Origin of the sequence: Mesorhizobium caraganae, from assembly GCF_016836705.1 — a bacterium.
GTDB lineage: Bacteria > Pseudomonadota > Alphaproteobacteria > Rhizobiales > Rhizobiaceae > Mesorhizobium > Mesorhizobium caraganae.
Map to the genome: position 1 here is coordinate 17,404 of NZ_JAFCGY010000022.1, position 22,876 is coordinate 40,279.

At 64.4% G+C, this 22,876-nt stretch carries 19 protein-coding genes; 3 read left to right on the top strand and 16 right to left on the bottom strand.

Features of this window, described 5'->3' with window-relative positions; translation table 11 throughout:
• Positions 1–239: 239 nt before the first annotated feature.
• The gene (tagH, locus tag JQK88_RS26350; RefSeq protein WP_203279933.1) at positions 240–1,265 is read right to left on the bottom strand and encodes a type VI secretion system-associated FHA domain protein TagH; all 1,026 of its coding nucleotides are present in this window, start codon (positions 1,263–1,265) and stop codon (positions 240–242) included.
• A 272-nt stretch (positions 1,266–1,537) separates the two neighbouring features.
• Here tagH (JQK88_RS26350) and JQK88_RS26355 point away from each other — a divergent pair, with 272 nt between their 5' ends.
• Genes JQK88_RS26355 through JQK88_RS37025 form a run of 3 tightly spaced genes read left to right on the top strand, consistent with a single transcriptional unit; the run spans position 1,538 to position 5,395 of the window.
• A complete protein-coding gene (locus JQK88_RS26355; protein WP_203279934.1) occupies positions 1,538–3,871 on the top strand; it encodes a type VI secretion system Vgr family protein in 2,334 nt (777 codons plus the stop codon).
• Positions 3,872–3,879: 8 nt separating this feature from the next.
• On the top strand, positions 3,880–4,305 hold the full coding sequence (locus tag JQK88_RS26360) for a DUF6484 domain-containing protein (RefSeq protein ID WP_192255989.1): 426 nt from the start codon (positions 3,880–3,882) through the stop codon (positions 4,303–4,305).
• A 46-nt stretch (positions 4,306–4,351) separates the two neighbouring features.
• A complete protein-coding gene (locus tag JQK88_RS37025) occupies positions 4,352–5,395 on the top strand; it encodes a HEAT repeat domain-containing protein (RefSeq protein ID WP_312037327.1) in 1,044 nt (347 codons plus the stop codon).
• Between the two features lie 60 nt (positions 5,396–5,455).
• On the opposite strand, the gene JQK88_RS26370 is transcribed toward JQK88_RS37025, so the two are convergent.
• Genes JQK88_RS26370 through JQK88_RS26440 form a run of 15 tightly spaced genes read right to left on the bottom strand, consistent with a single transcriptional unit; the run spans position 5,456 to position 22,865 of the window.
• The gene (locus JQK88_RS26370; protein WP_203279935.1) at positions 5,456–6,400 is read right to left on the bottom strand and encodes a type VI immunity family protein; all 945 of its coding nucleotides are present in this window, start codon (positions 6,398–6,400) and stop codon (positions 5,456–5,458) included.
• Positions 6,401–6,413: 13 nt separating this feature from the next.
• The gene (locus JQK88_RS26375) at positions 6,414–6,971 is read right to left on the bottom strand and encodes an SMI1/KNR4 family protein (protein WP_192255995.1); all 558 of its coding nucleotides are present in this window, start codon (positions 6,969–6,971) and stop codon (positions 6,414–6,416) included.
• 14 nt (positions 6,972–6,985) lie between these two features.
• Positions 6,986–7,936, bottom strand: coding sequence for a DUF4150 domain-containing protein (locus tag JQK88_RS26380; RefSeq protein ID WP_192255997.1), 951 nt, complete (start codon positions 7,934–7,936; stop codon positions 6,986–6,988).
• Positions 7,936–8,946: a beta-ketoacyl synthase N-terminal-like domain-containing protein gene (locus tag JQK88_RS26385; RefSeq protein ID WP_192255999.1), complete on the bottom strand. Its 1,011-nt coding sequence runs from the start codon at positions 8,944–8,946 to the stop codon at positions 7,936–7,938. Before JQK88_RS26385 ends, JQK88_RS26380 begins: the two co-directional genes overlap by 1 nt.
• Positions 8,947–8,987: 41 nt before the next feature.
• On the bottom strand, positions 8,988–10,061 hold the full coding sequence (locus tag JQK88_RS26390; RefSeq protein ID WP_203279936.1) for a DUF2169 family type VI secretion system accessory protein: 1,074 nt from the start codon (positions 10,059–10,061) through the stop codon (positions 8,988–8,990).
• Positions 10,062–10,063: 2 nt separating this feature from the next.
• The gene (gene tagF / locus JQK88_RS26395; RefSeq protein ID WP_246750052.1) at positions 10,064–10,606 is read right to left on the bottom strand and encodes a type VI secretion system-associated protein TagF; all 543 of its coding nucleotides are present in this window, start codon (positions 10,604–10,606) and stop codon (positions 10,064–10,066) included.
• Entirely contained in the window at positions 10,588–14,127 is a 3,540-nt protein-coding gene (gene tssM / locus JQK88_RS26400; protein WP_203279937.1) for a type VI secretion system membrane subunit TssM, read from the bottom strand. Before tssM ends, tagF begins: the two co-directional genes overlap by 19 nt.
• Before the next feature lies 1 nt (position 14,128).
• Complete coding sequence (gene icmH / locus JQK88_RS26405) at positions 14,129–15,454, bottom strand: type IVB secretion system protein IcmH/DotU (protein ID WP_203279938.1); 1,326 nt, start codon at positions 15,452–15,454, stop codon at positions 14,129–14,131.
• Between the two features lie 4 nt (positions 15,455–15,458).
• The gene (gene tssK, locus JQK88_RS26410; RefSeq protein ID WP_192256019.1) at positions 15,459–16,793 is read right to left on the bottom strand and encodes a type VI secretion system baseplate subunit TssK; all 1,335 of its coding nucleotides are present in this window, start codon (positions 16,791–16,793) and stop codon (positions 15,459–15,461) included.
• Positions 16,794–16,850: 57 nt separating this feature from the next.
• Complete coding sequence (gene tssJ / locus JQK88_RS26415; protein WP_203279939.1) at positions 16,851–17,303, bottom strand: type VI secretion system lipoprotein TssJ; 453 nt, start codon at positions 17,301–17,303, stop codon at positions 16,851–16,853.
• A 3-nt stretch (positions 17,304–17,306) separates the two neighbouring features.
• A complete protein-coding gene (gene tagH / locus JQK88_RS26420) occupies positions 17,307–18,794 on the bottom strand; it encodes a type VI secretion system-associated FHA domain protein TagH (RefSeq protein WP_203279940.1) in 1,488 nt (495 codons plus the stop codon).
• A complete protein-coding gene (gene tssG / locus JQK88_RS26425; RefSeq protein WP_192256022.1) occupies positions 18,791–19,834 on the bottom strand; it encodes a type VI secretion system baseplate subunit TssG in 1,044 nt (347 codons plus the stop codon). Before tssG ends, tagH (JQK88_RS26420) begins: the two co-directional genes overlap by 4 nt.
• Positions 19,798–21,672: a type VI secretion system baseplate subunit TssF gene (gene tssF / locus JQK88_RS26430; protein WP_192256030.1), complete on the bottom strand. Its 1,875-nt coding sequence runs from the start codon at positions 21,670–21,672 to the stop codon at positions 19,798–19,800. Before tssF ends, tssG begins: the two co-directional genes overlap by 37 nt.
• 1 nt (position 21,673) lies before the next feature.
• A complete protein-coding gene (tssE, locus tag JQK88_RS26435; protein WP_192256825.1) occupies positions 21,674–22,429 on the bottom strand; it encodes a type VI secretion system baseplate subunit TssE in 756 nt (251 codons plus the stop codon).
• Positions 22,416–22,865, bottom strand: a complete 450-nt coding sequence (locus tag JQK88_RS26440; RefSeq protein ID WP_192256823.1) for an Hcp family type VI secretion system effector — start codon at positions 22,863–22,865, stop codon at positions 22,416–22,418. The genes tssE and JQK88_RS26440 overlap by 14 nt, the downstream gene beginning before the upstream one ends.
• Between the last annotated feature and the right edge of the window lie 11 nt (positions 22,866–22,876).

Consider the following 22,876-nt stretch of genomic DNA (forward strand, 5'->3'; position numbering starts at 1 on the left):
GCCGATCCCCGCCTCTACGCCCGCACGGCCAGGCGACGCATAGCGCTGCGCCCGCGCGAACGCGGACCGCAGGACGCTATCTCGCCGTGACATGACATTCGCCGCAGACCCCCGAGGTCGACCAACCGTACCCGCGTGCTCAATTGTCGTATGTGATTGTAGTCTCAGAAGGTTCCGATTGAAACCTGGCGCAATTTTGGTCGCCGGCCGGTCCCTGGATCGGCTTTACGGCAGGGAGGTCAGCTCTTGCCTGTCGGTTTCTGTTTGGCGGCCTTGGCATAGGCTTCGCTGAAATAGGTGAGGAATATGTCCAGGAGGCCGTTTTCGTGGGCTTCCTCCTTGGCTCGCCAGGTCGCGACCAGCGCATCCCAGGCGCGCGTCTTCTTCGAGGCAAAGGAAGATGGCGGCAGTTTCTTGGCGATCGCCTCGGGCGACAAATCGTCGAGCAGCCGCGCCAGCGCTGCCTGCATGGCGGCGAAGGTGGCGAACTCATGCGTCTTGAGGTCGTGGAAGGCGTCTTCGATGCTGTGCCTGGCATCGAGATAGCCTGCCCTGCGGCGCGCGAACATGATGTCGAGGATTTCGTCGGTCCCGGGCACGAACTTCAGCGGGTTGTTGTCGGCGGCGTTGATCATCGTGCGATCGCTGGTCTTGGCCAGGACTTTCGCCGCAGCGCGCGCCTTCAACAGCAGCACCAGTTCGTCGACGACGATCCGCAATACGGCGCCGATCTCGCCTGCCACCTCATTCGGCTGGCGCTGCAGAAGCACTTCCGGCGGGATTCCGGCGCCGATGGCAATCGCGCGCAGGATCTCGTCGGCTTGCTGTGGCCGGCTGGAGACCGAAGCCGGTGGCGCGGGTGGTGACCGTGGCGCAGCGACATGGTCCGGAAAGGATCCGGCGACCGGCATCTGCCGTTGCGTCGAGCCATGGCCGCCGAAGGCCGCGTTGCCGTCATCGATCGAAACCGAGACGATATAGCGCCCGATCCGGAGCCGGTCGCCTTGCGCAAGCCGGTGCGGGCCGGCCAGGCGCTGGCTCGAGCCGTTGACGAAGGTGCCGTTGCGCGAGACGTCGTAGAGAAAAAAAGCGCCGCCTTCATAGCGGATTTCGCAGTGCCGGCCGGAGATGAATTTGTCCGGATCGGGCAAGGTCCAGGCGCAGTGCTCGCGCCCGATCTCGAAGCCGCGGTCGCGCGATGCGTAACCGAGCGGCAGCCCGGCAGGCAGGACATCGACATTGCTGATCTGCAGACTGATGAACATGCAATATGGCCTGTCGACCGCTGGGGTTCCCATTGATCCGATGCGACGCAGTCTAGCAGCTTGCGGGCACAGCGGGAGAGCGGCGTTTCACACGGGCGAAAGCGGCGCAAACAGGGCCTGCCAGCTGCTCGTCCCCTTTGGTCTGCCACGGAATATGTGGTAGGCTCAACACGGCCTGGGTTGGCAAATTGCGAAAAGTCCCTGAACGTGAGGTCGTTAACACAAGAAGGGCTTCGAACCTGCCACACTAGCGTCCAGGAGGGGCACGACCCATGCCGAGTGAACAACGCGCCGCACTTGTGCAGACGCCGGTCGGCGCCGAGCTGTTGACCTTCACGCATCTCGTCGGCCGCGACGAGATCAGCCGCTGCCTTGCCTACACCGTGGGATTTGTCAGCACCAATGCGGATATCGATCCGCTGAAGATGCTGGGCGGCGTCGTCTCGATCGAAGGCGAGTCCGACCCCAAGCGCTGGTTCAGCGGCCTCATCGCCGAGTTTCGCCTCACCCGCATCGAAGACCGGTTGGCCTATTACGAGGCGATTGTCAGGCCGTGGCTGTGGTTCCTCGGCAACACCACCGACTGCCGCATTTTCCAGGACAAGACCGCCGTCGAGATCGTTGAGGAGATTTTCTCCAAATATGGCGGCATCGCCAAGTTCGAAAAGCGCCTGCAGGGATCCTATCCGCCGCGCGAATATTGCGTGCAATACGACGAGAGCGACCTCGATTTCGTCCAGCGGCTGCTCGAGCACGAAGGCATAATGTACTTCTTCGAGCACGCCGAGGGCGAGCACAAACTGATTCTGGCCGACGCCATGAGCAAGCTGAAGCCGGCGCCGGGCTATGAGACCGTGCTCTATCAGTTCGAAGGACAGGGCTCGCGCCGCGACGTCGAATACATCACCGAGTGGATTCCAGGCAGCGCGGTGCGCCCGGGCGCCTATGCCCACACCGACTATGATTTCGAGAAGCCAGCCGCTGACCTGATGGCGAAGTCGGCGCAGCCCTTCGGCCACAAGCAGGCCGCAGGCGAGAACTATCGCCACCCCGGCGCGCATCTGGACGTCGGCCGCGGCGACAGCCTGGCGGCGATCAGGCGCGAGGAAATCCAGGCGCCGCATATGCGCATTGCCGCCGTCGGCACCGTGCGCGGCCTGTTCTCCGGCTGCACCTTCAAGCTCGACGGCTTTCCGCGCAAAGACCAGAACAAGGAGTATCTGGTGGTCAGCGCCGAATACCGGCTGTTCGATCCGGGCTACCGCGCCGGCGTCGACACCGATGGCGAGAATTTCAAGGTCGTGCTCGGCGTAGCGCCGACTTCAGTGCCTTATCGGCCGCCAAGGATCACGGCGCGGCCGATCATGCGCGGGCCGCAGACGGCGACGGTCGTCGGTCCGTCCGGCGAGGAGATCTTCACCGACAAATACGCCAGGGTGAAGGTGCAGTTCCACTGGGACCGCCTAGGCAAGAAGGACCAGAAGAGCTCTTGCTTCGTGCGCGTGTCGCAGACCTGGGCCGGCAGCGGCTGGGGCTTCATCCAGATTCCCCGCATCGGCCAGGAAGTGATCGTCGATTTCATCGAAGGCAATCCGGATCTGCCGATCATCACCGGCCGGGTCTACAACGCCTCGCAGATGCCGCCCTACGGACTGCCCGGCAACGCCACGCAGTCGGGCTGGAAATCCAACTCGTCGAAGGGCGGTGGCGGCTACAACGAGCTGATGTTCGAGGACAAGGCCGGCTCCGAACTGGTCAATTTCCAGGCGCAGAAGGACCATCACCTTCTGATCAAGAATGATCGCAAGAAGCTGGTCCAGCACGACCAGTCCGACCGAATCGACCACGACGCCAAGCACTCCGTCGGCCACAACCTCGACGAGGACGTCGGCAACAACAAGACGGTCAAAGTCGGCGTCGACCAGACTACCAATATCGGGTCGAACGACACCGAGACGGTGGGCAAGAACCGGTCGCTGACGGTCGGGGTCGATGAGACGATCAACATAGGGTCGAACTCGACGGAGACGATCGGCGCCAACCACACGCAGACCGTGGCGATCGTTCAGACCATCACAGTGGGTGCGGCGCGAGTCGATTCTGTCGGAGCATCCGAGACCCGAACCGTGGGTGAGGTGCAGAGCAACACGATCGGCGCCTCGCGCGCGGTGACGGTGGGTGCGGCGCAGTCTCACAGCATAGGTGCGGCCGACAGCTGGCAGATCGGCGCGGGTCAAACCGTCAGCATCGCCGCCGATCAGAGCGTCACAACCGGCAGCAGCCAGACCTTCAGCATCGGCGCGGCACGCAACGCCAGCATCGCTGCCGACGATTCCACGAGTGTCGGCGGTGCGCATTCGCTCGCCGTGGGCAAGGCAAGCTCGATCAGCATCACCGACAACTGCTCCATCAAGGTCGGCAAGAAGCTGGTGATCGACGCCGGCGACGAGATCCTGATCCAGACCGGATCGGCCAAGATCATGATGAAGAAGGATGGCTCGATCGCAATCGAGGGCAAGGACATCTCGGTGAAGGGATCGGGCAAGATCGTCATCAAGGCATCGGGTGACATCACCATGAAGGGCTCGAAGATTGCTGAGAATTAGGAGGACGCATGGCAAGGGTTCGTGATCGCATCAAAGGTGTCGTCATTGGCCAGTTTCTTGGCTTTGATGACGAAGGGCCGCTGGTCGTTTTCCCCGGCAATCCGAAGGAGACGGCGTTGCCGGCACGCAGTTTGGCCGCGTTGAGCTCTGACATGATCGGGCAGGAGGTCGCGCTGCTGTTCGAGGATGGCAACCCGCAAAAGCCGCTGATCGTCGGCCGCATAGTCGAGCCCACCAAGAAGTCGTCCGGGGCTCAGGTCTTTCGCGACGGCGAGCGTGTGCGCATCCACGCCGAGGAGCGGCTCGAACTCCGCTGCGGCAAGGCCACGATCCTGATGGAGGCGGATGGCCGCATCACCATCCGCGGCACGTATGTCGCCAGCCATGCAAGCGAGGCCAACCGTATGCGCGGCGGGTCGATCAGTCTGAATTGACAATGAGATGATGGCCGCTGCGAGATTGAACCAACCGGATATCAGGGTGCAGGAGCAGATTCTCCCCAATATTGTGCGCCAGCACGTGGAGCAGGCGGCGTTCTTCTGGGCGCAGCGCGACATGCTGGCGGCGCAGGAACCACCGGACAAGAAGGTCATCGCGGGCATTGATCGGCGACTGGAGGCTAATCTCGACGCCTTGCGCATCGCTGGTCCGGCTGTCTGGCCATTTCTCATCGCTGCCTATGAGGACTTTCCCGAGAAGGGCGAACTGTTCCTCTATGGCTGGGTGGCAATCGAGCAGAGGGATGGGGGACGCATTCTCGAAGCTGTCGAGTTGGGCAGGACGCGGGAGGACGAGGCACGCGGGTTGGTCGGCGCGCTCGCATGGCACGAGGCCAAAGCGATTGGACCGCTGGTGCGCAGGTGGATAGCGTCCAAGGATGAGTTCAAGCGCTATCTTGCGGTTTCCGCATGCCTGGACCATGGCGTCGATCCAAAGGATCTTCTGACCCGGCTCATACGCGATCCGGATATGCGCGTGCGCGCCGCCAGCCTGCGCCTTGTCGGCAAGCTAAAGCGCGCCGACCTAGCACGCGAGGTCGTCGCAGCATTGGAATCCCGAGACGAGCCGGTGCGGCTCTGGAGCGCCTGGGCGCTCGCCGAACTCGGCTACGCCGTTCAGGCACGGCCCGTACTGCAAAAGCAGGTCCTGGCAAACGGGCCTGACGCGCTGACCGCCTTGCGCGCCATGGTGAAGATCGGGCCCGACAAGGATGTCCGTGCCTTTATGGGCGGGCTGCTGAAATCACCCGACACCGCGCCGCTTGCGGTGCGTGGCGCTGGTATGCTGGGCGACCGCACTGTCTTGAACTGGCTCATTCACCAGATGCGCAGCCCGGCGCTTGCCGTGGCGGCGGGCGGCGCATTGCTGGAGCTTTTTCCAGAGGCCCGCGATGCGGATCTCTTGACACTCGACCCAGCGGAAATAGGTCAGGCGTTCGAGGACTATTTCGGCGATTTTGGCCCTAATGTGCCTGTGGCGGACAGGGTGATGACGTGGGCAAGCGCGGCTGCTCTTCTTGGCTGACTGAAGCTGCTCGGAGCGGTTCACTTTCACGGCTGTAGCGCCGTCGTGATTGCAAGGGTGCTATGCAGACGTCCAGGCATTCGGTGCAGCAAAACGATGGATCCAGGCCACCGTGCATCCCTTCTCTGCGAACGGTCCTTCGAATTCAGTGATTTCGGTCAACAAGACAGGATCGAGGAGAACCCCGGCTGCGAAATAGGAGGCCAATTCGGGCTCAAGGCGGTGCCGGTCACCCAGGATGGGTTTCTCCCCAAGTTGAAGGAGTGCACCGGACCCACAGGGCTTAAGCACTGTGCCTGGGATCTTCAAGGACTGTCGCTGAGCCTCGAGCTTCGGATCGGCCAGGAACTTGGCGCCGATGAACGTGAGCCAGGAGATCGCTTTCATGCCATTGTGCATAGACGGCAAGGCTGCGTTCAAATCCTCGACGTCGACGGCCCAGTAACGTTTCGCCCACGGGAAAATCTGGGCGAAAGCGGTCCCCTTGAAGTAGGGGTCGTACAGGTGACAAAATCCGGCATGGCCGGATAGATAGTTGATCTGTTTTCCCAATTCGTTGGCCAGGCTTGCCACCAGGGCCGGCGCCGTGTCCCAAGGAAAGAGAAACCGGTAGAAGACATGCTCCGGTTGATCTGCCTGGTGTGCCAGGCGGTAGATGCAAGCGCTCCAGCTTTGCGAGAGCTTCCCGTCCCAGACGCGAAATTCCGTCCGCCACCCCCGGACGGTTCGATGGCGGATACGGCGCAGGAACGGAAAGACCGCCTCGTCCGAAAGCGGAGCGTCAATGTAGTCGCCGGCCGGTAGCAATTTGAAGCCGATATCGGGCGAAGCCTTGACCTTCGTCCAGACGTCTGCCGGCGCGTATTTTCGGTAGATGTCGAGAACCGCCTCCCATTCCGGCACCGACAGGCGTTCCGCATAGATCGTCAGGTCGAGCCCGATCTCCAGCAAGGGAGAGTCGAGATCTCCGGGGGAGGGCTGTGTCAGGAGCGCGGGAGACGTCATCTGGAACCCCTGGTTACTCTTTGGGGTCCGGACCCGCGTCCGCCCCCTTCTCGTCCTTGATCCACTCGCGCACCTCGTCGTAATTGCTCTTGAGATATGCAGCCATATCCTTATGCCGGGCCAATTCTCCCTCTTCGTAGGTGTATTCCACGACATCCATTTCGCCGTCAGCCCGGCGAGTGTCGATGTCGAGGTAAACGACAAAGGTGGTATCCGCGCCGCCGACGACCAGCAGATTATCCGGATTGTAGGGGTCTTCGCCCTCGCGCATCATCTTCTTGAAGCTTTTGACGCGGTCACGAATTTCCTCCTCATGGCGCTGCGCCAGGGACAAGAGGTCGGCTTCGTCCTCCAGCGCTGCCCAGCCATCGTGCAGCAGCAGCATCTCGCGATAGCTTGGAGGCAGGGCGTAGCCGAGACTGCGTTCGAAGGCCTGTAGCTGCTGCTCGGAGGCTGGCGGCCCGAGGACCTGGTCGGCGGACTGACCAAACGCCACCTGGTAGAACTCTTCCCGGACCTGATACAGCTTCGAGACCAGAGCCTGTAGCCGTGCACGGATATCCTTGGCCATCGTTCCCATCCCATCTATTTGCAGCAATCGAGCGTGACGCCCGTGTGAGCCTTGACCTTTTTCCCGTTTGCGTAGGTAAAATCCGTGGTCTTGAAACCCTTCATCTTCGAACCAATCCATTCGTTCGGTTTGGACGGCATCATCCTCAGGTTCGCGAAGTCCTTGGTCGCACCGCCCACCTGGATTTCCTTCATGTGATCGGGGCTCATCCCCGGCAATTTGGGTTTGGCTCCCTGATCCTTCCATCTGTCATGCGCGCATTTGTGGACGAAGTTGTCTTTGATATCGTCGGGCTTAGCGGTGCCTTTGGGAGGAAGCTGGTCGGTCAGCGCCTTGCGGTAGGCGTTGGCCCCTGCGTTGCCGAGCTTGCGCAAACTCTTTCGCCCGCCCGACCGCGGCGCGTGCGAAGCCTGACGCCGAAAATCGCCCTGCTTGTTCATCTCCAGGCATTTGGCGCACATGCACTTTATATCGCATTCGCGCTTCTCCTTGTTCCGTTCTTCTTTGTAGTCGGAGCATTTGATAATCAGTGGATTGCTGCCGGCCTTGCACACGTCGGGGATAATGCCCGCCATGCAGATCGTGTTGCCGTGGTTCATCTTCAGCTTGTCGCTGAACCGACAGACGTTTGACCCGTCCATTTTCACGTCGAAGGAGTACGTAATCCATGTCGCCTCCTTCATGTTGGTGCTCGACACAACGCCGCCGGCGGTTCCCGCCTCATCGCCTGAGCAGCGACTAAGCTCAGACCCCTTGATGGCGCAGGAGTTTCCATCGACCTTTACCGTCGTCGTGCCGTTGGCCAGGTCGCTGGCGTTCGAGATGATGACTGGATAGGGAATAGGGACAGGTCCGCCAGGGCTGGGTGTCTTGCACACGTCGGGAGCCGTGCTCATCGCGAAGTCGGAACTGCCCTTGTGGACGATCCCTTGCATCGTGCCGTTGATCTTGACGGTTACCGACATCAGCGTGCCCCGGCCTCCGTACGGTCGCGGGCCAGGAATCCGCAACGCTCACCCGACTCCGAACTCGTGAATGCCGCCAGGACAGGGCCTTCAGCATACCGTTTCCTGGTCGCGGCCTCGGCCAGCATCAGCAGCAGCGGGCCGGAAGCAGCCCCGACGTCGCCCCAGCAGTCCGCGGGGGCTGTGAACGCGTCAGGCGTTTGGAACAGGTCGCTCGCACGGATACTCGCAAAACCAAACTCATCCGCGCGGTATGGCTCGCCGTTCATGTCGCAGTATAGATGATCCACTTTAATTGCGGGTGGATCGCCTGCCAGGGCCTGGAACATCGCCAGCATGCCCTCGCCGGTGCACACTGTGTCGGTCTTGATCAGGTTCGTTTCGCGGGCAAGGGCAACCGACATCAGCTCCAGCGTCGCCGATAGCTGATAGCGTCGTGCCGTGGCTGTGCTTGTCAGCAACACAAATCCCGCTGCTTCGCCGGGGATGAAACCGTAGGCATTGTTCTCCGGACCGGCTGAGTGGACTTGATCGTTTTCTTCGAGCCAATCCAGAGTTTCCGGTTCAAGGTAGGAATCGACACCGCCCGCCAGTGCGAATTCGGACGCGCCGGACTGCACCGCATGCCACGCTCTTTCGATCGCCATCGTTCCGGCAGCGTGCCCAGATTCGATCACGCCGATTTTTTCGATACGGCACACGGAGGCCAACTCTTCGCGCAACCGGTCGACGACTATGGCCGGCACGTCGTCGCCGCGACCCGGCCGCACAGGCGGTAAGCCGACAAAGAGGGGAATCGGCAGCTGACCGATCGAAGACGATGATCCGACAGCTTCAACCGCGGCGGGCGCCGCCAGTTCCGCCAATCGGGCCGCGCCTCTCACATCCATGCCGATGTATGGCGCTGCGGCCACGATCATACTGTTGCCGGCAGTATCGACCACGAACGGATGTTGGCCGAAGCCGGCGATACCGGCGCGCACGGCAGCGGCCGTCGCGGCCGCTGTCATGCCGACGGCCGTCCGTGCTCCGGATCCGATAATCGTTACCCTCACCGCCCTTCACCGCCTTCGTCGTCCGGGTCGCGCCAACCCTCGTCAATCCCGGACGGGACCATGCGTGGATGCGCGTTCGTCACCAACAACAGGCTGACCCGCGTCTGAGTCAGCCGCTGCACATCGGCATGCGCCCGCAGGGATGTTCGCCAGACCAGCACCACGCGCGGCACGTCCGGCTCGAGGATCACGCTGTGCAGAGCGCCACGGTGCGTGATGCGCGGCTTGCCCTTGATATCTGTTTCAAACCGGAAGGCGACGCGAGGTAGAAGAAATGCCAGCCGCCCGGTCGGCGTCAGGTTCAGCAATTCCACTGGCTCTCCGCCCCGGAAAGCATGCTTCGGGCGCTGGTCCTCGGGAGCGCAGAGAAAAAAGCGATCATCCAGGTCGGCTGGATACAAGGGGCTGCGATTTTTCTGCCAGGCCCCGTCATAGGTGCCCGCATATTGGGCGCGCTGGCGCCAGTGCGACGGGATCGGCCCGAAGCCCGCCGGCTTGGTTCCGCCGTTGGCCCCCACGGTTTCAACATTCGGTGCGATCTTGCCGGCCATGGGCACAAATCCGGTGCCGACCGGGTTGTATTGGTCAAAGTTTGGCCGCGTCGGGTCTTTGACGGGATCAGGCTCCGCCCCGCCATAGGCGCGCTCATAGACCAGCGGCATGCGTATGAACGGCTGCGGCGACCCAACACTCACACCGGACACCGAGTGCTTGTAGGGCCGATCTCCGGTGATCCGCAGGGATTTTTGCAGTTCACCTACTCTCATGCTGACGTCCACGGATGTGGTGGGCTTGCCCCCCAAAGCGTAGGCATGCCCATGAAGGAGCACGTCGGTTGTCGGCTTGGTCAGGTAGAAGTCGGAGTCGTATATCAGGCTGCCCGCGCCCGGCCCGCCACCGAATTTAGGCGCCACTACGGGAGGCTCCTGTTCATCGGCTACGGCCGTCGTCCCATCCGGATTGATGCGAAAGCTGCACCGTACGGCGACCATCCATACCTCGCCTCCGTCCCGATCACGAGTCCAGATGCCGCTTGCCATGAATGGCGTATCGTTTGCCACCTGCCACATCGTCAGCTGATCTCCCAACTGCCGGCGAGAATTGTCTCCAGCGTCGCTTGCGGCGATTGCGGGTCGATGTCGAAAATGTCGGAGTGCGCCGTCCACATCACCATGTCGGCAATCAGCTCTTCGCCTGGTTCGACCGACGGCACAGGCAGTCCACCGAGCGCTGCGTCCAGTTCGTCGGCCGTCAGCTCGCCCCGCTGGGCGGCGGTGGCCGCCTCTTCGACCCCGGCAAACCAGGCTTCGGCATGCGTGAGCGTAACGGGGGCTCCAGGCAGTTGCGCGACGACGCTCAGCGGGAATTTCCGGCCAACCTTGTCGGCGCTTTGCACGATGATGCCGGCCGACGCGCCGAAGGAATTCGGGCCGGCGAGGAACCGCAGCGCGGTGGCAGGCGGCCAGATGTCCTGGCCGAACAGCGGCACCAGATGCTGCGCCAGCCAGCGGTCCCACAGGCGCACGAACTCGCCCGTCAGCCGCCGGGTCACGAAATCGCCGGTGGCGGGCATTTTGCCGTAGAAGCCGGGCAGGATCATATCTGCGGCGGACATGAGAATTTCTTGAACATCTGGAGGTTGTAGGGATTTTCGACGCTTGCCGCCTTGAGCTTGAAATCGGCGTACATGCCTTTCGTTCCCAGCCGCAGGCTGTAGACATCGGACAACGAGGTGCCGGTAAAGCGGCCGCCGCGCAGCATCCTCAGCCACGCCCAGCTGCCGGTCTCGTTGAGCATGATCTCGGGCGAGCCGTCGATCGGCTGGAAAGCGAGCGAGATGACACCGGTGCCGTCCTTGCCGGGCCAGGTCATCGGCTGCGGCCGCGTCGCATTGTTGAAATAGACGAGGCTCTGGCCGTCGAGATTGAGGGTGACGCGGGTGACGTTGGGCGACAGGTCCGTCGGCTCAAGCGTGAACGCCATCACCGGGCCCTGGCCACCGGGAAAGAGATCGTCGCGGATGCGCCGCGCCTGCTCGAAGGCGGCAAGTGCCGAAGGGTCGAGGCCGAAATCGGCGCGCCATTTCCACGGCTGCGCCGAGGTGTCGACATAGCTGATCAGATGGTCGTTTATGAAGGCGTCGATCATACCCGCCGGCCCGAACAGGCGGGCGAAGTCGCGCACGTTGACGTCGACGGCGCTGTCGGGGCTGAACGGATAGCGGTCGTTGAGCGCAGCCTGGCAGAAGGGCAGGATGTCGGCACGCCATATTGCGTTGAGCTCGGAGGCCACGGCCTTCTGCGTCAGCCCGCTGGTGTCGCCGGCGATGCCGCTCAGCCAGGTGTTGACCGGATCGGGCAGGATCTGCGCCTGCCTGGCGACGGCGCCGGTCAGCTCGGCAAGCCCGCCCTGTTTCTTGATCGCGTCCTGCGGGTCGGGATTGGCGGTCACCGTCTGCAGCACATTGGACAGCGCCGTCAGCGCCACCACCGCGGCGTCAAGCGCCGGCGGCTGGCCATCGACCTCGGCAATCGTGCTCTTGAGCGGCTTGAAGTGCTCGGCCACCAGCGTGCCGGTCAGGTCGACCTCGCTGGCCGAGCCGGCGCGCGGCAACAGCTTGGCGCCTGTCTTGACGATCTTGCCCAGCTTGCCGAGTTTGCCCAAAAGTTTGGAGCCGCCCTTCGCCGCCGCCTTGTCGTCGGTCGCCGGCGCCTCGTCGGAGCGGGTAAGGTCGACCTCCTGGACGACGGCCGTCAACAGCCGCTTCAACGCGGAATCGGCGCTGGAAAGGTCCTTCAGATTCTCGCTGGCAATGTTGAGGTCGCTGAGCGGCGCCAGCCGCATGTCACGCAGGAAACTGTCCCACTGCGCGATGTAGTCGTCATAGTAGAGCTTCAGAATGTCTTCCGACAGCGCCGACACGGACGTTTCGGAATTCTCCGAGCAGCCGCCGGCAAACACCGCGCGGTCGAGTGCCGCCTGGGCGGCGACGTCCTCGACCCGGTCGAGGATCGCGTCGTGGAAACCGTCATAGGTGAAGGCGCCTGATATGCCGACACGCAGCGTCTTGTCGGAGCGTCGCGAAAACACCTTGGCGCCGTTCGGGCCTGCGAAATTGGCGGGGATCCATTCCTTCAATCCGGCTACCGCCGGGTCGGCCAGCAACTGTTTGTAGGCGCGCGCCGGCAGCGAGATCGTGCACACCGTCTTCAACGCTTCGGCGACCAGCGCCTGGTCGGGCGCAATGTAGCTGTCGTCGACCGCCATGCGGCGGATCGCGGCCAGCTGGTGTTCTTCCGCATCGGCGGTCGGGAAGGGGGCGGCCGGCGCGAATTCGGGCAGGTCGTTCACCCACCAATTCTGCACGAAATCCGAATCCATCTGCGACAGGCCGGTCATCATGCGGTAGGTCTTGAGCGCGCCCAGCATGAAATCCGGATCGCGGATCTGCCGCCACATCGTCGCTTCCAGCAGCGCCACCATGCGCGGCTCGAGCACGTTACGCAAAGCATGGTCATAGGTGTCGGTCTGCGCCCGCATCAGTTCGGCGGAAGCCGATGGCCCGAGCAGATCCTGCGCCTTGTCGGGCGGCGCAGTCCTGGCACTGGCGACCTCATCCATGGCGTTGAGGGCAACGTCCATCGCCGGCTGCTGCACCGAGGCGGGCGTCGCGGCGGCCGACGTCAGCGGCGCTTGCAGCGCCTCGAACTGGCCGGCCTGCGCGGCGATGGCATTGCGGTTGTCGTAGTAGGACCAGGCGAACAGCGAACCGGCCAGGATAGCGGCGGCCGCGCAGACAGCGGCGGCGCCGCGCCAGATCCAGCTGCGGCGGCGCTGCGCCAGCGGATCGAACGTACCGAGCCCGGCCTCCTTGAAGATCACTTCGGTCAAAAGGTTCTTGAGGAAGAAGCTGCGCTTTTCAAAACGCTGCGTCGGCATCGAGCGTCGCGCCGGCAGGCCGAAGGAAGAGGCGAGTGCGGCGGTGAGCCGGTCGATCGGCGCGCCTTCCTGCGTCGCCGAGGTCAAATAGAGGCCGCGCAGCCAGGCGGCTTCCTCGTAGCGGCTCTCGCCGAACATCGCCTCGACCAGCACCTGGATGGGCTCGGACAGGCTTTGCAGCTGGGCGGGAAAGCGGAAGATCTCGGCCCGCTCGGCGAGCTTGTCTTCGTCTTCCAGCCGCGGCACCAGCCGCTTTTCGAGCTCCCTCGAAAGCGTCGAGATTTCGCCCGCGATCGTCTTGGCGTCTACGCGCGCGTCGAGAGGGAAGGTCGTGCCCCAAACCTGTTCGCGCGCCTGCGTCGACAGGCCGCCGAAGAAAGCCTCGAAGCCTCTTATCAGATCGGCCTTGGTCAGCATGAGATAGACCGGCAGCCGGATTTCCAGCCGCTCTTCAAGCTCCGCCAGTCGCCTGCGGATCTTGCGGCCATGCGCCTTGACGGCTTCGTCGCCTTCCGAAAGCGCATCGATCCCAAGCGCGACGATAACGCCGTTCAGCGCGCGGCGGCCGCGGTGCTTCTTCAACAGGTCGAGGAAGCCCAGCCATTCGGCGGCGTCGACGTCGGGCTGGCTTTCTTGCTGCACATAGCGGCCGGCAGTGTCGATCATCACCGCGTTTTCGGAGAAGAACCAGTCGCAGTTGCGCGTGCCGCCGATCCCTTGCAGATCGTCGGTCAGGTCGATCGGAAAGTTGAGGCCGGACTGGCGCAAGGCCGTCGTCTTGCCGGTCGCCGGCGGGCCGACGATCACATACCACGGCATTTCGCGCAGGAATTTGCGGCCACCGAGCTTGCGCCGCTTCAGCTCGACCATGACGTCCTGGAATTTGGCGCCGACCGCGGCGACGTTCTCCTCACCGGGGCTGAGCCGCTTTTCCTCGACGGGTGCGGCAATCTCGGCGACGAACATGCGGTTGGCGCGGATCGCGCGGCGCTGCGCGACGATCAGCCAGATCAGCCAGAAGATCACCAGAAGCGCGATGATGACGATGCGCACCGTTTCCGTTGCCATCGGCACATAGTCGCCGACCCGCACGATCGGGCCGAACACCCAGATGATCAGCGACAGCAGCGCAAGCCCGATCAGCGTCCACAGGAAACGCGAGGTCAGGACCGCCCAGAGGAAGCGCAGGATGAACATGTCACAGCCTCTTCTCGACCAGCACTTCGACGCGGCGGTTCAAGGCCCGCCCCTCGCGTGTGCCGTCGTCGGCGACAGGATCGGTCGCGGCGCGGCCTTCGGAGCGCACGCGATCCTTCGGCACGCCGTTCTGGATCAGTATGTCGGCAATCTCGGCGGCACGCGCCTCCGACAGCCGCTGGTTGGTCGACAGCGGATTGGTCTTCTGTAGCGGAATACCGTCCGTGTGGCCGACCACGGTGATATCGCCGATCAGCTCCTGGTTTTCGAGGATCACCTTGGCGACCGAGGCTATGAGCGGATCGAAACCGTCGGTCAGCTGCGCGCGCGACGACTGGAAGAGTTCGGGGTTGGAGGCCTGGATGACCAGCCGCGCCAGCGAGACGCTCTCGGTGCCGCTCAGCGCTTTCTTGAGCTCGTCCGGTGCCGCTGCCTGGAACTCCGGCAGCAGCGCGAAATCCACCGCCACCGGCGGCGGCGCGTCGACCTTCGGCGAGGCGCGGGTGACATCGGCGCGTGTCGGCGGCGGCAGTGCGCGCACCAGCGCCGAAAGCTCGACCGCCTGGCTGCTCAGCCCCATCGACAGGCCGACATGGATGGCTGTCGCGATCACTGCTGCGGCCGCCGCCATCACCCAGATCGGCACGATGAAGCGCTGCGGTTCGTCGGACGCGATCACGCCCTTCCAGTTGGGCGACAACGGTGCGCCTTCGGCGTCGTTGTCGCGCAGGAAACGCGCCGCCGCTACGCGAACGGCATTGAGCGAACGGTCGCCGGAGCGGCCGGGCACGCGGTATTTGCCGCGAAAGCCCAGCGCCATGCAGTGATATTGCAGCTCCAGCATTTCGCGGTCGCGGTTGGGATGGCGCTCGAGGTCTTCGAGGCGGGCGAAGAATTGCGCGCCTGCGTCGACGTCACCGCGCAGCATCACCACCAGCGGCTGGCGCGGCCAGGCGCTGGCGCCGCCCCACGGCGTGTTCAACGCGAGGTCATCGAGCAGGGCAGCAACCAGCCACGCCGCCTGGTCGGCGCGCTCGAGCGACGAGCCTTGCGCCATGGTGGCATCGCGGCAGCGCACGAGTTCATCGAGCAGCCTTGTGCGCAGCGCTTCCGGGTTCTCCGGTGGCAGCGCGTTTTCCAGTTCGGGCGCAAATTCCAGCAAGGGTGAGAACGCGTTGACGAGAACGTTCGGATGCGCGCGCGAGGAACGCTTGGCTGTGACGCCCGATGCCGGCAGGGGCATGGCGCGCGGCGTCGGCGCTCCGCTCAGACGGATGCGCGTGCGCTCCCGATCCTCGGACAGTCCGAATGGATCGTCCCTGCTCATCATCTCACCTGTTGACCGAGTAGCAGTCGACCTGCGGTTCGCTGGGCAGCACGCCCGAAACGCCGATCACAAAGCCGGGCGCTTCGAGCAGCGAGGCCCAGTGCTCGCTTTTCTGGTCGAGTTCGAGGCACAGCCGGTCGCCGTCATAGGGAATTTCGCGCGGCTGCGAATGCAATGGCTTCAGCGGAATGCCGGGTAGGCGCGACTTCCACAGCCCTTCGAATTCGCTCGCCGAGCCGACCGTCGCCTGGTTGACGAAAATCTTGCGCAAGGCATCTTCCGACAGTTCGGAGCCGATCCGCACCACGATCCGGCTCGCCACCAGAAGCTTCGGGTTGTCGATGCGGATCTTCCACACATTGGTGGCATGCCGCATGACCGGGAGCGCGCGGGATTTCGGCTCGATGTAGCGCAGGCTGAGGATCAGCGAACGCAGTGCGTCGGCCAGCGCCGAATAGGCCGGGCCAGGCGCCATGTGGTCGTAAACAGGCAGTTCGCCGAGCCGCCGCGCGCTCGAGCCGTAGGTCGCCATCGAACCGGCGAGGCCGGCCAGCTCCATATAGACCTCGGCCGGATGGAACACGTCCTGCGCCAGCATGTGCGCCAGCCGCGGCCGCGCGGCGTTGACCAGATTGAGGATCAACAGATCCTCGACGCTGCGCCCCGGACCGCCCAGCACCATCTTGCCATGCGCCTCGGCGATCTGGTCGAGACCGGTGACCACCTCCTGCAGCAGGCGGCTGTACCATGAGGCCGCGCCGATGACCAAGGTCGGCGGCAGGAAGGTGTCGTCGAGCGCCACCCCGCCATCGGCGCGCACGCCCTTGAGTTCGCCCACCGGCAACGCGGTGTAGCCGCCGACCGCTGTACCCGGCGCCAGCAACAGCGCCTGCGGTCGTGCAATCTCGATTTCCTCCGGGTCGGAGCCGCCATGCACGGCGTCGCGCACCGAAACGATCCGGCCGCGATAGCGCGCGCCCGACGGCTCGGCGTGCGCCGGGTCGAAGCCGACGCCGCCGGGTGGTTCGAGCGGCAGCGCGATCAGCACCGGTCCTGCGCCCATCTCCGGCGTCACCGCCAGCGGCCGCGGCGCATCCATCGTCTCGGGGATCGAGAACGGCGTCCCGTCGGGAAAGATGCCGCGCGCCGAAAGCACCGAAATCTGGCCGGCATCGAGCAGTGCCTGATCGAGCGTCAGCGTTCGAAAGCCGAACGTATGCAGATGCCCGGCCTGCAAGGCGCCGCGCACCGTCGCCTCGAAGAAGCGGTCCTGTTGCTGGAAATGCTGGGTGCGCAGGAATAGCCCCTCCGACCACAGCACCCTGTTTGCATCGCTCATGCCGGCACTCTCTGCTTCCTGCTCATCACCTTGGTGCGGCTTTGCGGACTTTCGCCGCTAGGCGGAAATGCCGCCGCTGCCGAGCTTCACATTGACGGTGAACTTCGATCCCGGCGACACCGACTTGGTCGTGCGCCAGTTGCGTCCGCCGGGTTCCCTGATCAGCGCGACGAAGCCCAGGGCCGCCACCTCCGGCTCGACCGTGATCGTCTTCGACGCGGTCTTGCCGGGTCCAACCGAAATCGTGTCGGAGCCGACGAGATCGCCGCCAAGGGCGGAGCCCGCACCGCCTTGCAGGGCGAAATAATCGGCAGAATTGAAGGCGCCAGTACTCTTCAGACGCAAGATCATTACGGTAACCGGCCTGTCGCCACCGCCCGGTCCCGGGTTCATGCCGGCGCCGCCGGCAAGATTGACCGTTATGACGGACGGTTTCGGCGGGCCGCTCTGGCAAGCCGTCAGCAGTCCCGTCGCGCCCAAGGCAAGAATGAATTCGCGTCTGTCGATCATGTCCTAGTCCTCCTCATATGCGTCTCGAAAATCAGCGCCGATTTCGCCCAGAAAGCGCGTCTCGGCGCTGTGAGCGATTTCACTGTGGCGTTTCTGGTACAGTTCCCAGAGCTTGGCGCCGCGCCCGCCGGTCAGCAGATTGCCGATCGCAGAACTCGACTTCAGTTCCTGCTCGATCGCCGCCGGATCGAAGCGATCGATCATGCGCTTGAGCGCGCCCTGCACGCCGCGCCAGGCGCGAACGTGGTGCTGCGCCAGATCGCGCACCGCGTCCTGGATCGCCGCCTCGGCGCCTAGGAAACCGGGGCTGCGCTCGGCCAGGATGGTCACCAGCGCATCGTCGACCGAGGGCAGGAATTTGAGCGGGTTGACCTCGGATGCGCCAACCACGGTTTGGGCGACGCGGGCATTGCCCTTCTCTTCGGCGCGCTTGCGCAAAAGCTGCATCAGCCCTTCCATCATCAGCCGGTATTCGCGTCCGAACTTCTCCATATCGGCCACCGGGTCGCGGCCGGGAAAATCGGCCTCGTCCATGCCCATGCCGCGCAGGAAAGCCGCGCGCAATTCCGCGTTCGACTGTCCGGCCGGCGGCCGCGCCGCGGCTTGCCGGACAGGAGCGCGCGGCGGCGGTGGAGACGGGGCTGGTGGTGGCTGCCGTGGCGATGGCTCGGCCGCGCGGACGGGCAGGTCCCAAGGCGCAGGAGAGGGGGCAGGCGAGGGCGCATCGCTTCCGCCGCCATCCGTCGCGCCGGCGTCGAGGCTGGTGGACTCGGCAGGGCCAAAACCAAACCCGTCATCAAAGGCCGGCGGCTTCTCGGAACTGGATCTGATTGGCTCTCTCGACAGCGGCGCGGAGTCGAGGCCGAAGGGGTCGTCGAACAGCGGCTTGCCGCCGCCTTTGTCGGTGGCGGCCTCCGGCGCCGGCGTCGCCACCGGGTCGAGGCTGAATGGATCGTCGAACGCCTGCGAGCTGCGTTCGTCGGAGCGCGCGCGCGCGAAAGCGCCGGGCACCGGCTTCTCGAACGGATCGGGCAGGTCGGCGGGTCGCGGCCGTCCCGGCTCTTCTTCGGTGGTAGACGAAAAGAAATCGTCGCCGCCGAGGCTGACCGGCGCCCGTGATGCCGCCGGTCTGGCATCCGGCACCGAAGGCCTGGAGGCTGGCGGTTCGGTCGTCGCTGTCTGCAGGTCGACCCATACGACATAGTCGCCCAGCCGCAGCCGCATGCCGCTTTGCAGGCGCGCCGAATTTCCCGCGCCGAGCGGGCTGGCGGCATCGTCGATGAACAGCCCGCTGCTGGAGGTGTCGGTGACGAAATAGCCGCCCTGCTTGCTGGTGATCTTGCAGTGGGCGCGCGAGACGAACATGTCAGGATCGTTGATCTGCCAGTCGGCGTCGGCGCTGCGGCCGATCACCAGTTCACCCTCGTCCAGCCGGGCCTGCCGCGTGACTTGCGCGCGTGGTCCCTGTTCGAGCGTCAGCAGCAGGCTCATGCCGCCACCTCTTCCCGCCAGCCGACGATGGTTCGCAGCCGCATGTCGTCGGCATCTCCCCGCTCAGGATTGCGCGCCAGCCAGGTGGTGCGGGCGAGCTGGACGGTTCCGAGCTTCGCCGGCGGCACGGCCTTTGCCGCAAGCACGATCCTCAGATCGACATCGATGGTCTCGCCGATCAGGTCGCGCACCGCCTGCTTCAACAGCTTCAGCCGCTCGCCGCCCGGCAGGAAGGCCTTGTAGTCCTTGTAGCTCAGCGCGCCGATGCGCAGCTCGATCCGGCTTTGCCGGCTGAAGCTGCGCGGGCCGATGGTGGCGCTGCGGCCCAGCGTTGCGTAGCTGCCGGCAAGCCGCGTCTGCAACACCTTCGGGATGGCCAGCCATGCGGCGACAAACTCCTTCAGCACCACCGGCACCTTGAAGGCTTCGGCCAGGAACAACGTCAGCCGCTCGGGGCCGTCGACTTGGGCAGCGAGCGAGGCGGCCTGGCGAAGCTTCACCGCGTCGAGTTCGGCATTCTGCGTACCCGGCAGACCGATGCCGGCCATCGCTTCCAGCATGGAGCGGACGCGGCCCCCGACCCCGCGTTCGACCTGCACCGCCGGATGCGCATCCGCCCAGGCGCGATAGTAGAGCGCAATCATCCGGTGCTGCAGGATGTTGACGAAATCGACGAAGGTCGTGTCGCTCGTCTGCCGTGCCTCGGCACCCGCGTACCAGCGTTGCGACAGGCGATCGAGCACCCAGCGCGTCAGATGCAACGGCATTGGCCCTTCGGGTCCGAGCAGGCCGAGATTGTTGACCGTAACGCGTGCCGGCGACTTGTCCGTCGGCTCGCGGAAATCCACCACATCCTGCACCGCGAAGGACAGGCGCACATTCTGGCCGAGCCTTGCCGGCTCGCGATCCGGCCGGCCGGAATGGCCGAACAGGCCGCCTTGCCGCTCCAGCCGACGCAGCAGTTCGAAGAAGTCGAAACTCTCGGACAGGGTTGCGGCTCGCTCTAGATCAGGTAGCGATTGCCGGGCGTCATCGGCCATGGCACATCCTCCTGTTTCTGGAGCAAACGTGTGCGGGTGCGCACGAACCCATTAATGCCGGCATGACGGGCAAACAGCCGCGACAGCAGACCCGACAGCAGCAAGGTGCTTTGTCCCGCCAGCACCGACTGGTCGACATGCAGCGTCACTTCAGTGCCGCGGCCGAAACACATCGGTCCTTCGATCGCCAGCCTTTCGATCACCGCGCGCGAGTCGATGCGCACGATCGAGCGCACATTGCGGGCAAGCCCGGGATCGCCGCGCTCGGCATAGAGATCGAGCAGCGCGTGCAGCGGATCGACGCCGCGGCCTTCCTTGGCCAGGCTGAGGAAGTTGAGCGCCAGCTGCGACACCAGCCGCCAGGCCAGGTCATCGGCGCGCGACTCGCCGTCGGCGCCGGCAGGCAGCGCCGCGGGGATGGCCGGCTGCGGCGACCGCAGCGCGCCCAGCAGCCGGACCGTCTCCACCGGGTCGCCGGCCTCCAGCGTCAGCGTCGGCGTGTCGTCGAGGATGGCCAGGTCGCGGTTCGTGCAAAGCGCCACGATGTCGACGCGCTTCAGCGGCCGGTTGGCCTGGCTGTGGACCGGGCGCGAGATCGCCAGGAAGACGTCGTCGCCGGCATAGGAGGTGCGCGTCACGCCTTGGCTGCGCTCGTCCTCGGTTGGCCGGCGCGGCCGCCGCTCGGTCGAGTACACCCAGCCGCTGCCGCGGTTCTGCCCGAGGCTGAACAGCTCCGGTATTTCGGCATCTGGCCCTTCCGCATCGGCGTCCTCGACGCGGATGACCCGGTAGATTTCAAAGTCGCGTGCCCGCGTGCGGTCGGCGTGCAGCACCTGTCGCGTCTTGCGCTGGTCGAGCTCGATGACGTTGCACTCGCGCTCGAAGAGATTGATGATCGGCGTCGCGAAAAGTTCGAAATCCGCCGGGGTCAGATCGGCGAGTTCGGGCACCGGACGCCTGAACAAAAAGACGATCTCAAGCCCCGCCTGGCATTTGCGCACCACCGGCTGCAAGCCGGTTACGCGCGCATAGTGGAAGCGCTCGGGCATCATGAAATATTCGCGCAGCAGGCGGTAGCCTTCGAAGGTCGGCCGCGTGCGCGGCATCATCGCCTCGGCATCGGCGATGCCCACCATCTCCGGCGCCGGCAGAGGCGACAGCGGATTGGTCTTGCCTTCAGGTCTTGCACCGACGCTCGCGCAGACGCCGAAGATCGCGTCGAACGTCAGCGGCGCCTTGGTGCGGTTGGCGAAGTAGAGGTCAAGCCGGTCGAGCGCCAGTTCGCCCAGTTGGACCTTTCCAATCGGAGCAAGCGTGATGCGCAGCGCCGCTTCGCCGGCCCTGCCGCCGATCGGGCCAATACCGGCGGCGGCAAGCGCACTGCGGTCCTGGAAATAGCCGACCGAACTGATCGCGATCGGAAACAGCGTCATGTCCTGTGCCGTGGTGAAGGTGCAGCGTGTCGACAGGCCGGCCTGTAGGCTGGAGACCAGCCGCGTGCCGCGCTTGACGACATGCCCGGCAAGCATGGTCTGCACCTGCTGGCCGGGCTTCAGCACCACCATGGCGGTGGCCGGCGCCGGCGTGACGAGATCGGGATAGAGCACGTCGAGGATGGCGCGCGAAAACCGCGAGCGTTCGGCGTCCACCTTCAGCCGCGTGCGCGCGGCGAGGAAGGCGACGCCGTCGAGCAGCCGCTCGACATAGGGATCGGGACACGGCACCGTATCCAGCGACAGATTGCGCGCGACAGCCGGATGCATGTCGGCGAACTCCGCCGCCAGCCCGCGAATGTGGGACAGTTCTTCCTCGTAATATTCTACGAAGACCCGGTCCATCTCAGGCTTCCCTGAACTCGGTGCGCGCCAGGCCGTTGTCGAGATTGATCGTCGTGCGCAGGCGCATGCGCTCAGGCGTCGGCGTCATGATCAGCACGGCGTCGATCTCGATCTTCAGGCCGGTCTTGTCGCCAAGATTGACCGAGACCTTCGTTGCGCTCTCCTTGAGCCGAGGCTCGAAGGTGGCGAGCACGGCGCGGATCTCACGCGCCAGAACATCGCGATCGAAGTCGCGCGACGAACGGCCGGAGAAGGACGGCACGCCATAATTGACCACGCTGCGGCGTACCTCCGGAAAGTCGTCCAGCGCCGTCGGACTGTCGGTCATCTGCTCGGCCTCGAGATCGGAAAGCATGGGCGTCGACTCGAAGCGTTCGGTGTTGAACAACGCCTCGATGTCGCGCCGCACGGCCTCGCGCAGCACGTCGGGCGACACCACGATGCCGCGGCTTTCAAGCTCGCCGCGATGCCGGTTCTGAAACGCCAGCCGGTGCAGCCGGCGTTTCTGATCGGGGTTCAGCGCATCGTCGGCGTCGATGCGCCTCGGTCCGTCCGCCAGCAGCTCGTCAAGACGCTCCTCGCCGAGTTCGTCGAGCAGAGCCTGCCTGAGCCCGTCTATCTCGGAACTCAGGCCGGGCAAATCGTTGACGAGGCGGTCCCAGAGCGAAGGCTGTACTGCCTCGCGCTTGGCCCGTGAACCGCCCGCCTGTGCCTTGTCAGCGGCAGGGCGCTTTGCACGCCCCTCACTTGCCGACATAGACATCCATTTCGGCTTCGTCATTGTCGTCATAGACGAACTTGATCTTCTTGTAGGCGAAGGAGACCTCCTCCTGGATCAGGTCGGCTTCGTCATCGGCCTGCGACATGTCGTATTCCATGATCGAAGCATCGGTCAGGGTGACGACCAGATAGTCCTTGCTCTCGCCGTCGATGGTCCGCCGTGCGGAGAACTTGACCTCGTCCAGCGCCTTGTTTTCGAACAGGGCCTTCGCGAGATAGGGCGAAGATTTGTCATAGTGCTTGGTGAACTTGATCATGCCCATCGACACGCGGCCGCGGCGCGAGAGCGAATTCGGGTCATAGGGCGCCACCATCTTGTAGTCGACGCCATGGATCTCGATCTCGTCGTCGTGGCCGTCGCGGGTGCTGGGTCCCTTAATGTCCGGAACTTTCAAAAAACCATCGATTTTCATGGTCGGCATTT

Coding starts and splice junctions, on each gene's coding strand:
- JQK88_RS26380 (WP_192255997.1), bottom strand. CDS start 7,936: ATGTCGGTAACCGTCAAGATCAACGGCACGATGCAAGGGATCGTCCAC.
- JQK88_RS26370 (WP_203279935.1), bottom strand. CDS start 6,400: ATGACGTCTCCCGCGCTCCTGACACAGCCCTCCCCCGGAGATCTCGAC.
- JQK88_RS26440 (WP_192256823.1), bottom strand. CDS start 22,865: ATGAAAATCGATGGTTTTTTGAAAGTTCCGGACATTAAGGGACCCAGC.
- icmH (WP_203279938.1), bottom strand. CDS start 15,454: ATGAGCAGGGACGATCCATTCGGACTGTCCGAGGATCGGGAGCGCACG.
- tagH (WP_203279940.1), bottom strand. CDS start 18,794: ATGAGCCTGCTGCTGACGCTCGAACAGGGACCACGCGCGCAAGTCACG.
- JQK88_RS26360 (WP_192255989.1), top strand. CDS start 3,880: ATGGCAAGGGTTCGTGATCGCATCAAAGGTGTCGTCATTGGCCAGTTT.
- JQK88_RS26355 (WP_203279934.1), top strand. CDS start 1,538: ATGCCGAGTGAACAACGCGCCGCACTTGTGCAGACGCCGGTCGGCGCC.
- tssF (WP_192256030.1), bottom strand. CDS start 21,672: ATGGACCGGGTCTTCGTAGAATATTACGAGGAAGAACTGTCCCACATT.
- tagH (WP_203279933.1), bottom strand. CDS start 1,265: ATGTTCATCAGTCTGCAGATCAGCAATGTCGATGTCCTGCCTGCCGGG.
- tssJ (WP_203279939.1), bottom strand. CDS start 17,303: ATGATCGACAGACGCGAATTCATTCTTGCCTTGGGCGCGACGGGACTG.
- tssG (WP_192256022.1), bottom strand. CDS start 19,834: ATGGCCGATGACGCCCGGCAATCGCTACCTGATCTAGAGCGAGCCGCA.
- tssM (WP_203279937.1), bottom strand. CDS start 14,127: ATGTTCATCCTGCGCTTCCTCTGGGCGGTCCTGACCTCGCGTTTCCTG.
- tagF (WP_246750052.1), bottom strand. CDS start 10,606: ATGTCCGCCGCAGATATGATCCTGCCCGGCTTCTACGGCAAAATGCCC.
- tssE (WP_192256825.1), bottom strand. CDS start 22,429: ATGTCGGCAAGTGAGGGGCGTGCAAAGCGCCCTGCCGCTGACAAGGCA.
- tssK (WP_192256019.1), bottom strand. CDS start 16,793: ATGAGCGATGCAAACAGGGTGCTGTGGTCGGAGGGGCTATTCCTGCGC.
- JQK88_RS26375 (WP_192255995.1), bottom strand. CDS start 6,971: ATGGCCAAGGATATCCGTGCACGGCTACAGGCTCTGGTCTCGAAGCTG.
- JQK88_RS26390 (WP_203279936.1), bottom strand. CDS start 10,061: ATGTGGCAGGTGGCAAACGATACGCCATTCATGGCAAGCGGCATCTGG.
- JQK88_RS26385 (WP_192255999.1), bottom strand. CDS start 8,946: ATGACAGCGGCCGCGACGGCCGCTGCCGTGCGCGCCGGTATCGCCGGC.